The 13,499-nt window shown below is 43.2% G+C and carries 12 protein-coding genes; 5 read left to right on the top strand and 7 right to left on the bottom strand.

The features are described from left to right. Positions 1-292: 292 nt before the first annotated feature. On the top strand, positions 293-2,473 hold the full coding sequence (locus ACINWC323_RS00135) for a phosphocholine-specific phospholipase C (RefSeq protein ID WP_009516370.1): 2,181 nt from the start codon (positions 293-295) through the stop codon (positions 2,471-2,473). Positions 2,474-2,535: 62 nt separating this feature from the next. On the opposite strand, the gene ACINWC323_RS0119450 is transcribed toward ACINWC323_RS00135, so the two are convergent. After that, complete coding sequence (locus ACINWC323_RS0119450) at positions 2,536-2,775, bottom strand: hypothetical protein (RefSeq protein WP_081401867.1); 240 nt, start codon at positions 2,773-2,775, stop codon at positions 2,536-2,538. 189 nt (positions 2,776-2,964) lie between these two features. Here ACINWC323_RS0119450 and ACINWC323_RS00130 point away from each other — a divergent pair, with 189 nt between their 5' ends. Then, positions 2,965-3,153, top strand: coding sequence for an ABZJ_00068 family colistin stress protein (locus tag ACINWC323_RS00130; RefSeq protein WP_009516376.1), 189 nt, complete (start codon positions 2,965-2,967; stop codon positions 3,151-3,153). On the opposite strand, the gene nadC is transcribed toward ACINWC323_RS00130, so the two are convergent. Then, positions 3,150-3,995 (bottom strand): carboxylating nicotinate-nucleotide diphosphorylase, encoded by an 846-nt coding sequence (gene nadC, locus ACINWC323_RS00125; protein ID WP_005228267.1) that lies wholly within the window; start codon positions 3,993-3,995, stop codon positions 3,150-3,152. The genes ACINWC323_RS00130 and nadC overlap by 4 nt on opposite strands. Before the next feature lie 145 nt (positions 3,996-4,140). Here nadC and ampD point away from each other — a divergent pair, with 145 nt between their 5' ends. Continuing rightward, complete coding sequence (gene ampD, locus ACINWC323_RS00120; protein WP_005281445.1) at positions 4,141-4,734, top strand: 1,6-anhydro-N-acetylmuramyl-L-alanine amidase AmpD; 594 nt, start codon at positions 4,141-4,143, stop codon at positions 4,732-4,734. Positions 4,735-4,796: 62 nt separating this feature from the next. Beyond that, positions 4,797-6,347 carry a murein biosynthesis integral membrane protein MurJ gene (gene murJ, locus ACINWC323_RS00115; RefSeq protein ID WP_171062237.1) on the top strand — a complete coding sequence of 517 codons (1,551 nt, stop codon included), beginning with the start codon at positions 4,797-4,799 and terminating at the stop codon, positions 6,345-6,347. A gap of 42 nt (positions 6,348-6,389) precedes the next feature. On the opposite strand, the gene bamJ (ACINWC323_RS00110) is transcribed toward murJ, so the two are convergent. The 5 genes from bamJ (ACINWC323_RS00110) to ACINWC323_RS00090 all read right to left on the bottom strand — a co-directional run bounded on the left by bamJ (ACINWC323_RS00110) (position 6,390) and on the right by ACINWC323_RS00090 (position 11,743). After that, a complete protein-coding gene (gene bamJ / locus ACINWC323_RS00110; RefSeq protein ID WP_009516380.1) occupies positions 6,390-7,073 on the bottom strand; it encodes a BamJ family beta-barrel-assembly machinery protein in 684 nt (227 codons plus the stop codon). 49 nt (positions 7,074-7,122) lie between these two features. After that, entirely contained in the window at positions 7,123-7,830 is a 708-nt protein-coding gene (gene bamJ, locus ACINWC323_RS00105) for a BamJ family beta-barrel-assembly machinery protein (protein ID WP_005281438.1), read from the bottom strand. Positions 7,831-8,008: 178 nt separating this feature from the next. Then, the gene (locus ACINWC323_RS00100; RefSeq protein WP_009516374.1) at positions 8,009-10,192 is read right to left on the bottom strand and encodes a polysaccharide biosynthesis tyrosine autokinase; all 2,184 of its coding nucleotides are present in this window, start codon (positions 10,190-10,192) and stop codon (positions 8,009-8,011) included. Positions 10,193-10,209: 17 nt separating this feature from the next. Further along, positions 10,210-10,638 carry a low molecular weight protein-tyrosine-phosphatase gene (locus ACINWC323_RS00095; RefSeq protein ID WP_009516394.1) on the bottom strand — a complete coding sequence of 143 codons (429 nt, stop codon included), beginning with the start codon at positions 10,636-10,638 and terminating at the stop codon, positions 10,210-10,212. Positions 10,639-10,642: 4 nt separating this feature from the next. Then, positions 10,643-11,743, bottom strand: a complete 1,101-nt coding sequence (locus tag ACINWC323_RS00090; RefSeq protein ID WP_005228282.1) for a polysaccharide biosynthesis/export family protein — start codon at positions 11,741-11,743, stop codon at positions 10,643-10,645. 645 nt (positions 11,744-12,388) lie between these two features. Here ACINWC323_RS00090 and wecB point away from each other — a divergent pair. After that, positions 12,389-13,499, top strand: a 1,111-nt coding sequence (gene wecB / locus ACINWC323_RS00085; RefSeq protein ID WP_009516375.1) for a non-hydrolyzing UDP-N-acetylglucosamine 2-epimerase, incomplete at its 3' end; no start/stop codon positions are given.

A 13,499-nucleotide genomic window follows, 5' to 3' on the forward strand; every position in this document is an offset into this window, starting at 1 on the left:
TCTGGTGTGTTTAGACCGCCTTTTTTTTATCTGTTTTTTGTCATCAAACTGCGATCAAATCATCATCGAACTGTCATTTAGATTGTATTGACTATCTGCACTGATATTGAACGGATCGTCAAATGCGAAATTTCTTTTTAGCCTTACTTGCTGGGAGCTGCCTGTTACTCAGTGCCTGTAACGATAGCGATAGTGGCGATAACAATAACGCTCAACCAGAGCCGAAGCCACCTACCTCAAGCTGCAAGATGCATTGCGCCCCTTAAAGAATAACAATAAGGAAATGAATAAAATGAATCGTCGTGACTTTTTATTAAATTCAACTAAGGCACTATTTGGGACTGCAGCGCTGACCAGTTTTCCAATGAGTATTCAAAAGGCACTGGCGATTGATGCCAAGGTCGAAACCGGCACCATTAAAGACGTGAAACACGTGGTGATCCTGACTCAGGAAAATCGCTCTTTTGATAATTATTTTGGCACCTTGAAAGGGGTACGTGGATTTGGCGACCGTTTCACCATTCCTTTAAGTGAAGGTCGTAAAGTCTGGGAACAGTACGATGCCAAAAAGAACAAGGTCTATCCGTATCACCTGGACAGCAGCCGCGGCAATGCGCAGCGGGTCAGTGGCACACCGCATTCATGGACCGATGGGCAATATGCCTGGGATCATGGCCGGATGGGGAAATGGGTGCAATACAAGCAACCACAATCGATGGGCTATTACAAACAACAGGAAGTTGAGTTCCAGTTTGCCTTAGCCAATGCGTTTACCTTGTGTGATGCGTATCACTGCGCCATGCACACCGGAACCAACTCTAACCGTATGTTTATCTGGACGGGAACCAATGGTCCAACCGGGGCCAATGTTGCCAGCGTGGTCAATGATCTGGACTCGATTGGGTCATCTCTCACCGGTTATGACTGGACTACTTATCCTGAACGCCTACAGCAAGCAGGCGTCAGCTGGAAAGTCTATCAAAACATGCCAGATAACTTTACCGATAATCCCTTGGCTGGTTTTAAAAAGTACCGCCGTGCCAATGAATTATCAGGCAAACCGGTGAATAACACCACTATTTGCCCAGCTTATGACCCAGCCATTGATGCCAGACAACCCTTGTATAAAGGGATTGCCAATACCATGCCAGATGGCGGTTTCCTTGGTTCATTTAAAGACGATATTGCCAAAGGGCAGTTACCGCAGGTGAGCTGGCTGGTGGCCCCTGCAACCTATAGTGAACATCCGGGTCCTTCAAGCCCTGTGCAAGGCGCATGGTATATTCAGGAAGTCCTCAATGCACTTACAGAGCGTCCGGAACTCTGGAGCCAGACGGTTTTCCTGATTAACTTCGATGAAAATGATGGCTTCTTTGACCATGTACCTTCACCAAGTGCACCTTCAATGGATATATCCGGTGAGGTCTATGGCAAATCGACCTTAAGCAAGGAACAGATGTCCTATGAGTATGCAACACATGCCAAGGCATCCAGTGGCCAACCGAATTTTACCAATCCAGAGGTCAGTAATGGGGTCGGGGTCTATGGGCCAGGAATCCGTGTGCCGATGTATATCATTTCGCCATGGAGTCGTGGCGGCTGGGTCAACTCACAGGTGTTTGACCACTCCTCCGTAATTCGCTTCCTAGAACAGTGCTTTGGGGTACAGGAACCGAATATCAGTCCTTATCGTCGTGCCGTATGTGGTGATTTAACCTCGGCCTTTAACTTTAAGACTCCGAATTTACTGCCTATGCCAGATCTGGCAGGTAAGAAGAGTAAAGCCGATGCGGATGCGATTCGTAAAGCACAGGAGCAATTAGCGCAAGTCAGCCGTCCAGACAGCCAGACTTATCCTGTTCAGGAACTGGGTATCCGACCATCGCGTGCCTTGCCATATATTTTGCACACCAGTGCCAAAGTGGATAGCAGCGCGAAAACAGTCAAACTGATGTTCTCTAATACTGGGACACATGCAGCCGTATTTCATGTCTATGATAAATTGAATCTGGATGCGGTACCGCGCCGTTATATGGTGGAGGCAGGCAAGCAGCTGGATGATATTTGGCAAAGCAAGGACAATCAGTATGATTTGTGGGTATTGGGACCCAATGGTTTTCATCGTAGCTTTAGCGGTGACCTGACACAGCTCGCACAAATTCAGGCATTGCCAGAAATCCGGGTCTGTATGGAAGAATGTGATCCCAAACTGTTCCTGAAAGTACGTAATGATGCGGGGCAGACTGCAAAATTGCTGGTCAAAGCCAATGCCTATTTGCCGAATAAGACTTGGCACATTGAAACGGCTGCGGCTGAACAGGAACTGAGCTGGGATATGAGCGAGTTCGGCGGCTGGTATGATTTTACCGTCACCATTGAAAATGATCCGAGCTATCGCCGTCGTTTTGCTGGGCGTATTGAAACCAATGAAGACTCGATTTCTGATCCGTATATGGGCTTTATGGAGTTATAAATTATTGGAGGAGATCAGAAAAAGCAGTCTAGGTGAGCACTTAGGCTGCTTTTTAGATTCGATTAGCGTAATAAAAAGTAAAGACAGAGTGCGATCAGCAGCGACACACTAAGAAAACCCGCTACACATACTTCAGTACTGTCAAAATCCACCCGCTGCCCGAGACGATAACAGCGGACAACCGCATAACCGATACTACGGATCAATCCTTCAAACAGAATCTCAAAGATCACATTCATAAATACAAAGCGGAACAACTTAAAAAGTAAGTGGAATAAAGCCTCAAATATGCTGTCCATCATTATTATTTTAATCAGTCATGGTGCTGAGCATTGTCGGCTTACACAGCAAGAAAGGAAAGCAGACATAAAGCCAGCATCGTCAACACAACATTACCGAGAGTTTACATGCCTGTAACACAGCCCACTGATTTGACTCATTTAAATTTGCTAGATTGAGGCAAATTGAAACAAACACATTGAAGGGAAAGCATGTTACAGGTATTTTTGGTGTTACTCACCGCAGTAACTTTTGTTTTAATGGCGGCAGATCCACGCCCCACTGATTCGACCGAAGCCAAATCAGCGTGGCAAGTTGAAACGACAGAAGTCGCTAAGAACACAGAAATTTTGGTTTCCCAAAAGCATGAGTCTCAAAACAAAGAGACCGATCAGGCTTAAGCGTTAAAACGCATCGATAAATCAACCGCTGTTACATCTTTGGTCAATACACCCATTGAAATGTAATCCACGCCAGTGGTCGCCACTTCACGTAAATTTTCAATAGTGATATTGCCCGATGCTTCTAGCTTGCAGCGACCTGCCACATGTTTCACCGCATCAATCATCTGTTGCTGACTAAAGTTATCTAGCATCACGATATCAGCCCCTGCTTCCAGTGCCTGATTTAACTCATCCCAAGTTTCCACTTCGACTTCGACCGGTTTGCCTGGTGCGATTTCGTGGGCTTTGGTGATGGCCTGGGCAATGCCGCCCGCAGCCATAATATGATTTTCTTTAATCAGGAATGCATCAAATAAACCTAAGCGGTGATTTTGTCCGCCACCGATGGCTACCGCATATTTTTGTGCAATACGCAGGCCAGGTAAGGTTTTACGGGTATCGAGCAGTTTGGTATGTAAACCATCGAGCTGTTTAACGTAATTTGCAGTTTTAGTCGCAACCGCAGACATGGTTTGGATAAAATTTAAAGCTGGACGCTCTACTGTGAGTAAGCTGCGCGCTGAACCAGCGAGTTTGAGGAACGCTTCATTTGCCGCAACAACGTCACCTTCTTGCTTTAACCAAGTCACTTGCACGCTGTTGTCATAGGCTTGGATCAAGGCATTCACCCAAGGCTGACCAGCCAAGACCATCTCTTCACGGCTAATAATGGTCGCAGTGGCTTGCTCATCGACTGGTGTAAGCATGGCGGTAATATCTCCATCCCCAATATCTTCCTGTAATGCTTGTTGAATATTGATTTGAATAGATTGTTCAAGCAAAGATTGAGGAATACTCATACCAGTTCCAGTGTATGTTTGACTAAAAAACGTGTGCATTATATTAGCACTCTCCTCATAAAAAATAAGTATTTCATCTCGATTATTCTGGAGAAAGCATGGCAGAATGGCGCCTATACAGATTAAATTGCTGATTCGAGTTACAATGCAACACGCTAGATTTGCTCAAGTACAAGAGGGCGTATTGGTGGGGGCGACCCAGATTGCCTCGCCTAATTTTAATGCACGACCTGCCGGAACCGATATTCAACTGATCGTCATTCACAATATCAGTTTGCCGCCTTCCCAGTTTGGTGGGGGCTATATTCAGCAATTTTTTCAGAACCAGCTGGACTGGTCGCTCCATCCTTATTTTCAGACTATTCAAGGGATGCAGGTCTCGGCACACCTGCTGATTTTGCGCACAGGTGAAGTGATTCAGTTTGTGAACTTTAATGAGCGTTCCTGGCATGCAGGTCGTTCAAGCTATCTTGCGCAGAAAGAATGTAATGATTATTCGATCGGGATCGAACTGGAGGGGAGTGATGATTTACCCTTTGAGCCCGAACAATACCAGTCTCTGGTTGAAGTGGTCAGCACCTTACAGCAGGCTTACCCAAAAATTCAGAATCATCTTGCAGGGCATTCTGACATTGCACCCAAACGCAAAACCGATCCAGGTGAGTATTTTGATTGGCCATTGTTCCGGAATTTGCTTGCTCAACACAAGTTAGCCGAAAAAACATCGATAGATTTATAATTTCACAACGAAATCCATCAGGACTTTCATTACAATAACGCTTTTTAAAAGATAAGCCGTAGGTGAGTGCGATGGCATTGTGGCGATCGACTGTAATTGTCAGTGCAATGACAATGTTATCCCGGGTGTTGGGGTTGGTACGTGATGTGGTACTGCTCAATGTATTTGGTGCGGGTAAGGACTTCGATACCTTCGTTGTTGCCTTTCGTATTCCCAACTTTTTTAGGCGCTTATTCGCAGAAGGGGCTTTTTCTCAAGCCTTTATTCCGGTTTTAACCGAATATAAAACCAGCCGCGCTCATGCTGAAGTCCAGATTCTCATTAGTCGGGTATTTGGCTGTTTGCTCACGGCCATGTCCTTACTGACCTTTGTGGCGATGGTGGCTGCGCCTGCCATTATTTATCTCTATGCGCCGGGCTTCCATAACGATCCAGAGAAGTTTGAGCTCGCGGTCGATATGTTCCGCCTGACCATTCCTTATCTGATGTTTATGTCCTTGACGGCCTTTGCCAGCAGTATTCTCAACAGTTATGGTTCTTTTGCTTCACCTGCATTTTCTCCGGTCTTGCTTAATGTGGCAATGATTGCTGGGGCGTGGTGGTTGACGCCGTATATGGCTGAGCCGATTATGGCATTGGGTTGGGCTGTGGTTGCCGCAGGGGTTCTGCAGCTAGCGATTCAGATTCCGGAATTATGGAAGAAAAATTTGCTGATTCCACCTAAAGTGGATTTCAAACATGAAGGTGTGGATCGCATCTTAAAGCTGATGTTACCTGCTTTATTTGGTGTATCGGTCACCCAGATTAACCTGTTGCTAAATACCATTTGGGCTTCCTTTATGCAGGATGGTTCAGTTTCATGGTTATATAGTGCCGAGCGGATGACCGAGTTACCTTTGGGATTGATTGGTGTCGCGATTGGTACCGTGATTTTACCGTCATTGTCTGCACGCCATGCTGAACAGGATCAAACCAAATTTAGAAGTATGATTGATTGGGCCGCCAAGGTGATTATGCTGGTCGGGATTCCTGCCAGTATTGCCTTATTTATGTTGTCGACGCCGATCATTCAAGCGCTATTCCAACGCGGTGAGTTTACTTGGGAAGACACCAAGATGACCGCGTTGGCACTGCAATGTATGAGTGCAGGGGTGATCTCGTTTATGCTGATCAAAGTGTTTGCTCCGGGCTTCTATGCTCAGCAAGATACCAAAACGCCTGTTCGGGTGGGTTTAATGGCGGTTGCCGCCAATGCCATTCTCAACGTGGTGTTTATTGGCTTCTTTAAATTGATTGACTGGCAGGCGGAGCATATGGCTTTGGCCTTAGCCTCTTCTGGCTCTGCTTTGGTGAATGCGGGCATGCTGTATTTCTATCTGCATAAACGTAATATCTTCCGTTTTGGCGCGCATTGGAAAAAACTGGCGTTTCAATATGCAGTGGCTAATATCGCTATGATTGCGGCATTGTGGTATGGCTTAACCTGGTATCAGGGAGAAGTCTCACAATGGCTGCGTATTGCAGAAGTGATCGGTTTATGTGTGGTGGGGGTAGTTGCTTACCTAATCGGATTGCTGGTGACAGGATTTAGACCGAGACATTTAAAAGCATAGGTCATTTGAAAAATTAAACCCTCCAACATGGAGGGTTTTTTATTATTTCACTTCCAGTAATTCAATATCAAAAATTAAAGTACTGTTTGGTCCGATCGCATCACCTGAACCAACATCGCCATAAGCAAGATTGGCTGGAATAAAGAAGCGACTCTTACCGCCTTCCTTCATGGTTTGCACACCTTCCGTCCAGCCTGCAATCACCTGATTCAGTTTGAACTCCACAGGGTGATTACGGGCGATAGAACTGTCAAATACGGTACCATCCAGCAAACGGCCTTCATAATTCACTTTAACGGTAGAGGTAGCTTTGGGGGATTTTCCCTTACCAGCTTGGAGCACTTGATATTGTAAGCCTGACTTGGTGGTTACGATATCGGCTTTTTTGCCGTTTTCCGCTAAAAACGCTTTGCCGGACTGATCATTTTTTTGGGCCTGTTCCTGAAACTCAACCAATTGCTTGGCTTCCAGACGCTTTTTATATTGATTCAGCACATTGGCCATTTCTTCATCGGTTAAAGAGGCGGCTTTACCCTGCATGGCTTCCTGTAAGCCTTGTACAAAGGTCTCGATATTTAAATCTTTGAGTGTTTCGGCATTCCCTCGACCCATCAGATAGCCGTAGCTATAGCCGAGTTGATCTTTTTGTGGGCTCTTTGTGGAAATGGGTGCTGCTTGAACCGTTCCGATGGTTGAGGCAATTAAAATCAGGCCTAATCTTTTCATTCTATCTTCCAAAAAAAATAAAGGAGGGCACCAGCCCTCCTTAAATCATTTATTTTACAGCGATTAATTCTACGTCAAATACCAATGGGCTATTTGGTGGAATTGAGCCAGGCACACCCTGTTCACCGTAACCGAGGTTGGCAGGAATATAAAGCGTTGCCTTACCGCCTTCTTTCATCAACTGTAGGCCTTCAGTCCAACCAGGAATAACCTGGTTCAGTGGGAATTCAATTGGCTCGCCACGGTCATAAGAGCTATCAAATACTTTACCGTCTGGAAGCTGGCCTTTGTAGTGAACTTTCACGGTAGAGCTTGCAGTCGGTTGCTTGCCTGTACCTTCTTTGGTGATTTTATATTGCAGGCCAGAAGCGGTGGTTTTCACGCCTTCTTTTTTGGCATTTTCTGCCAGGAAGCTGCTATTGGTTGCTTCAACTTTTTTGCTTTCATCCATTTGCTTTTGTTGCAGCTGCTTCTGGAATTCTACATAGGCTGCCTGTAACTCTTCTTCTGTATATGCAGCAGGTTTTTGTGCATGGGCATCACGGAAACCTGTAATAAATGCACTGGTTTCTAATTCTGGTGGTGTTTGCTTAGCCACTTCGTAGCCGAGTGCATAACTGATTTTTGCGACAGGTGCTGCATTTTTATCAGCTTTTGCCCCAAGTTCAGTCGCTGGGTGTTGAGTTGCATAATAGACAGGAACGAGTGCTGCACCGCCTAATACGGCTGCGACAACGAAAGGTAAAGCTTTACTCATGAGATGTCCCAAAGTGAGATTGGAATAAAAAATATGGCAATGATCTTAGCATGTCTAAGCTGAGGCATTGAATAATTAAGCGCAAAAATGCGTGGGTTTTTTATAAGATTTATGTGTTTAAGCATAAAAAAAACCAGATCCCGGGATCTGGTTTTCTAACAATCAATTTAAAGTTTGCTTAGTCATCTTTATTGGCTTTATAAGCATATGAATAGTTATAACCATAGCCGTAACCAGCACTTGAACGTTGAATGTCATTCAAGATGAAGCCATTCACTTTCACATTGGCCTGTTCAAAACGGTTCAGGCTCAGTTCAAGCTCTTTCATTTGTGATTTGGCATAACGTGCAACCAGTAAATTCACACCCGCATATTGCGAAATAATAATACCATCGGTTACTGCCAATACTGGTGGCGTATCAATAATGATATGGTCATATTGCTGGCTCAACTGTTCCATCAAGGCTTTAAACTGTTCTGAACTCAACATTTCAGACGGATTCGCCGGATTTTTACCCCGTGCAATCACACTGAGACCAGCTACATCGGTTTGACGGATGACTTGGTTTAAGTCAGCCAAATTACTTAAATATTCAGATAAACCTGGTTTAACATCAAGATTAAAGTATTTATGCATATAGCCACGACGCATATCGGCATCAATCAACAAGACCTTTTTATTGCTCTGCGCAAGGATAGTAGCTAAATTGGTGGAAATAAATGATTTACCAACTTCTGGCGAAGGACCCGCAATCATGATGATATTGTTTTTAGCATTTGATAATGCAAAATGAATCGCGGTTCGAATACTCCGTAAACTTTCTACCGCAATATCATCATTATGTTTAACCGCCAAAATAGGAATCGATTTCTTTTTCTTCAAGATACTTATACGGGTTTCTTGAACAGGTGAGCGCGGCACGGTGGCATAGACAGGTAAATCAAATTCCGTTTCAATTTGGGTCGAATCTTTTACTCCTGTACGTAACATATTACGTAGGAGTGCAATCACGGTTCCCAAGAAGCCACCAAGGAAGATCGAAAGTATCAGGATTTGTAGTTTTTTCGGTTTAATTGGTTCTACTGGCTCTACGGCCGTATCCACGATCCGCACATTACCAATTTCACCGGCTTTGGCGATACGTAATTGCTGATACGAGTTCAATAAAGCAGTATAAAGTTGGGTTTTTACTTCAACTTCACGATACAGTTGTAAATATTGTCTTTGAATATCAGGTAATTGTTTCAAGGTACTATTGAGTTCTGCTATCTGCTTATTTAATGCGCCAATTTGTGCATTGATTTCACGCATCGCTGGATGCTCGGCCGTATATTTGGCTGCAAGATCTGCCTGTTGCTGTTGTAACTCAATTTTTTTGGTTTCAAGTGTGATACTTTGGGTTAAATACAGTTCGGACTCTTTGGTGACATCAACTGTATTATATTGTTGGCGGAACTTGTTAAATAGCCGTTCTGCATCGTCTAGTTGTTTTTTTAACTCTGGTAATTGTTCATCCAGAAACTTTAAGGTTTGTGCGGTTTCAGCAGAGCGGCGCTCGACATTTTGTGCGCTATACGCCGCTAAAATTGCATTCAGCACTTTGGTAATATGTTCTTTGTCCTGACCTTGATAATTTAACCCTAAAATTCCTGTCAGTTTACCTTTTTCTGCTACAAAATAATTATTATTAAGCGCTTGAACTGCGGCAGGTAAAGAGCTCTTCTGGACCAAATAATGCGTATCAAAGGTATTTTTAGTAAAAATCGCAATTTTCCAGACACCATAACGGGTACTGATTTGATTTAGCTTATTTAATGGTGCTGTTAAGATTACTTCTTCTGTGGCAGGATCGGTTAAGCTAAAATTTTGATCTTTAAAGCTTAAGCTCAGTGTCTTATCCAGATAATAGTTTGGTACATCAAATTGCTGGATATCAAAGCTTTTTTCTTCATCATGAAAGGTAACCGCTTTAGGGTTATATTCAGTGGCATAATCAGCTTTATTAAATAAACGATGTGAAAAAGTATTTTCCGGACTGGAAATATTTAGGTCCAGATGCAGGGCCTGAATCACAGAGCCAAGTACCAGGCGCGACTTTAAGATTTCGATTTCAGATTGGGCTGGTGATTTTTGCTCTATCATTTGTGATAGATCACCGAGTAATGCGGCAGAAGCCCCTTTTTTGTCTTCCACTTGTACCATTGCATCAACCGAATAAGTATTAGGTGTAGTGCGTAGGTAAAGTAAAGCTAAGACCAAACTGAGAATAATACACAGTGCAATGAGTTTCCATTGGGCGATCAGAGCAAAGAACAGCTCTTTCAGGTCAATTGTATCTTCGGTTTTGATAGTTTGGCTCATAATCTTAATCTAAAAAGTTAAATATAATTTTTCCAGTCAGTCACGCACTGCTGAATCAACTGACAGGTATTATCAAAAAAGGCCTGATCGTGTTGGTAGGGATCAGGTACATTCTTATTTTGCCAATGCCCTAGACGAAATACTTTGCCTTTGGCAAACGGCCATGTTTGCTCGATATGCTTTTGCTGATTATGGCTCATCACTAAAATCAGATCGGCTTGCTTCAGTTGCTCTGCATTTAGTTTTTTAGCGATATGCGCACCCATATCAATATTTAAACGTTGCATACATAATTGAGCTTTGTCATCAGCCGGATGCCCGATCAAGCCAGAAATACCCGCTGACTCGACTTGTAACTCTGGATGTTGCTGTTTGAGTAGATACTCTGCCATGGGGCTGCGGCAAATATTGCCTACACAAACAACTAAAATATTTTTAATATCCATTTAGTTATTGCCCTAGACGATCAAAATTATATAGCGCACTAGAGAAAGGAATAATCTGGTTGATCACACGTTGCCAGCGCGTCAAACCAGTCGCGTCGACATAGACAATATCATTACTACGCAGCTTAAATTGATTGGCAAGTCCAAAATCACCCAGACTCATTAGGTTGAGATGATAAAGTTCGGTATGGCGATCTTGAGGATTGGTACGGAGCACATAAATCCGGCTGGCGCTGGCCGAAAGAGGATTAATCCCTAGGCTCTCACCTAAGGCATCGCTGAGAGTCATACCCTGATCACGCATAGGTAGAGCCTGATTTTTGCCTGACTCACCCATCACATAAATTTTCTGGTTTTCGCGGCTACTGACATAAATCGTATCGTTCGGTTGGACTAAAAGCTTATGTAGCGAATAGCCTGCTTTTTCCAACGCGATACTATTCAGATCATAAGTTTGCCCATTACGAATCAATTGAATAAAAGTATTATCACCTTTATCGGTAACACCACCTGCCATACCCAAAGCCGTATAGATACTGATGGGTTGATCATTTAAATAGAACTGTCCACCTTTGATGACACTACCTTGCACCGAATAACGCTGTCCCTGATAAGACAGGACCCGTACAATCACATCAGGATTCTTTAAATATTGTGCAAATCTGTTGCGTAAATCGATGTTGATTTGTGAAAGTGTTTTACCCGAAGCTTTATAGCGTCCAACCAAGGGAACTTGAACATAGCCATTGGAGTCAATTGGATAACCATTGGCTTGGATCGATTGATCATTGGTTAGATTATTAACTGGTGGTGTGATTTCAGGATAAGCCCAAAGCTGGATGGAGAGAATATCACCTGAACTTAGGCGATAAGCCCGTTGCTGTTGTTTAAAAAGTGTCGAATAGTTGTTGCGATAGTCAATTTGAGCAGGTTGAATCGCGGGTAAGTTGTCCTGGGTAATTTTAATTACGTTGACATTGGTTCCCTGGTCAGTCGTGTATACACCTTCACTTGGAATATCATGTGTTTGTAAGCCAGAAGTTACAGCACAGGCTGTTGCACTCAGACTAATCGCAAGAATGGAAAAAAGTTGATAATGCTTCACACTCGACCCTTGAATAGTTATATCTGTTGTCACGCAACAACATATCTTTGGACTTAGAATTGGGGTCATTCTAGCTGAAAAATATCAAAAAAGCACCGAAGAATCATTTCGGTTTGTATGTTTAGTTTATCTGAAAAAACATAAAAATGGCTTTGCAGCATATGATAATTTAAAGGCTGGGAAGAACGCTATAAAAAGCTTTTGAGTACTGTTAGAGCGTTTAAATCAAGTTCGGTTAAGTCTTTGCTGTAATAACGTATTTCAGCTTTGATTAAAGCCATAAAATGGACTGTTTACTACCTGTAGAAAACATTTAAAAAAGATAAAGTTGATTGAAATCATTCCTGCTATATTCAGTAAAAATAGTGTCATTCGAGTGTATGAGAAAAGTTAAAGCTTTTTGCTTTAAAACACAGCAGTGATAGAAGTTGATGAGCAACAAGTAAGATATTCTCGTTAGGAAAACAGGATTTTAGCGACGAGCTGTAATTGTTATTTCGTCAAATCCTTTCAATCAAGGTCTAGTTGTTCCAATTCGAGTACTGGTCTATATAGATAAAAACGCGTGTATTAACCAAACAGGTTAGAGGTTTAAGAGACTTTTAAAACATAGATAATAAGTCATATATAAAAAGGGTAAATTCGATGAAGAAAGTTTTATTGGTATTCGGCACACGGCCAGAAGCGATAAAAATGGCGCCTTTGGCTTTAAAGTTACAACACTATTCGCAAGATTTTGAGACCAAAGTCTGTGTAACCGGACAACATCGGCAGATGCTAGATCAGGTGTTGGAGCTATTTAGTTTAAAACCTGATTTTGACTTGAATTTAATGAAGCCAGGACAAACGCTCTCTGATGTGACCTCCGGAGTACTTAAAGGTCTGGAGCAGGTGTTTGAACAATGGCTGCCAGATGTAATTTTGGTACATGGTGATACCGCGACCACGTTTGCCGCATCCTTAGCTGCGTATTACCATAAAATTAAAGTAGGGCATGTTGAGGCTGGGCTACGTACAGGTGATTTATATTCGCCTTGGCCGGAAGAAGCTAATCGACAATTAACCGGGGTATTGGCAAATTATCATTTTGCACCCACACAATCCTCTTATGACAACCTGATTAAAGAAAATGTGAATCCAGCGACTATTGTCGTGACTGGTAATACCGTGATTGATGCGCTATTGCAAGTCAAACAAAAGGTTGAGCAAGATCAAACACTGGTCGAACAATTTCAACAGCAGTTCTCATTTCTCGAGCAAGAGAAGAAACTGATTCTGGTGACGGGTCATCGTCGTGAGAACTTTGGCCAGGGTTTTTTAAATATTTGTCAGGCCTTAGCGAATCTGGCAAAAAAATATCCGGATATCCAGATTGTGTATCCGGTGCATTTAAATCCCAATGTACAGCAACCGGTAAACGCACTTTTAGCCGATATTGACAATGTGTATCTGATTGCGCCTCAAGACTACTTACCTTTCGTCTATTTAATGAATCGTAGTTACCTGATTCTGACTGACTCTGGCGGGATTCAGGAAGAAGCACCTTCTTTAGGTAAACCGGTGCTGGTAATGCGAGATACCACAGAAAGACCTGAAGCTGTACAGGCTGGCACAGTGCGTTTAGTGGGAACAGAGATCGCTGCGATTGAACAGTCGGTAGCAGAATTGCTTGAAAATCCTGATGTTTATGCTGAAATGGCTGCAGCACATAATCCGTATGGCGATGGTACAGCCTGTCAGCAGATTATTCAGTTTT

It is taken from the genome of Acinetobacter sp. WC-323, from assembly GCF_000314615.1.
Taxonomy (GTDB): Bacteria; Pseudomonadota; Gammaproteobacteria; order Pseudomonadales; family Moraxellaceae; genus Acinetobacter; species Acinetobacter courvalinii.

Excerpts from the sequence above, each read along its gene's own strand:
- ACINWC323_RS00130 (WP_009516376.1), top strand. The coding sequence starts at position 2,965 with ATGTTACAGGTATTTTTGGTGTTACTCACCGCAGTAACTTTTGTTTTA.
- ACINWC323_RS00135 (WP_009516370.1), top strand. The coding sequence starts at position 293 with ATGAATCGTCGTGACTTTTTATTAAATTCAACTAAGGCACTATTTGGG.
- ACINWC323_RS0119450 (WP_081401867.1), bottom strand. The coding sequence starts at position 2,775 with ATGATGGACAGCATATTTGAGGCTTTATTCCACTTACTTTTTAAGTTG.
- bamJ (WP_009516380.1), bottom strand. The coding sequence starts at position 7,073 with ATGAAAAGATTAGGCCTGATTTTAATTGCCTCAACCATCGGAACGGTT.
- ACINWC323_RS00100 (WP_009516374.1), bottom strand. The coding sequence starts at position 10,192 with ATGAGCCAAACTATCAAAACCGAAGATACAATTGACCTGAAAGAGCTG.
- nadC (WP_005228267.1), bottom strand. The coding sequence starts at position 3,995 with ATGAGTATTCCTCAATCTTTGCTTGAACAATCTATTCAAATCAATATT.
- ACINWC323_RS00095 (WP_009516394.1), bottom strand. The coding sequence starts at position 10,638 with ATGGATATTAAAAATATTTTAGTTGTTTGTGTAGGCAATATTTGCCGC.
- bamJ (WP_005281438.1), bottom strand. The coding sequence starts at position 7,830 with ATGAGTAAAGCTTTACCTTTCGTTGTCGCAGCCGTATTAGGCGGTGCA.
- ampD (WP_005281445.1), top strand. The coding sequence starts at position 4,141 with ATGCAACACGCTAGATTTGCTCAAGTACAAGAGGGCGTATTGGTGGGG.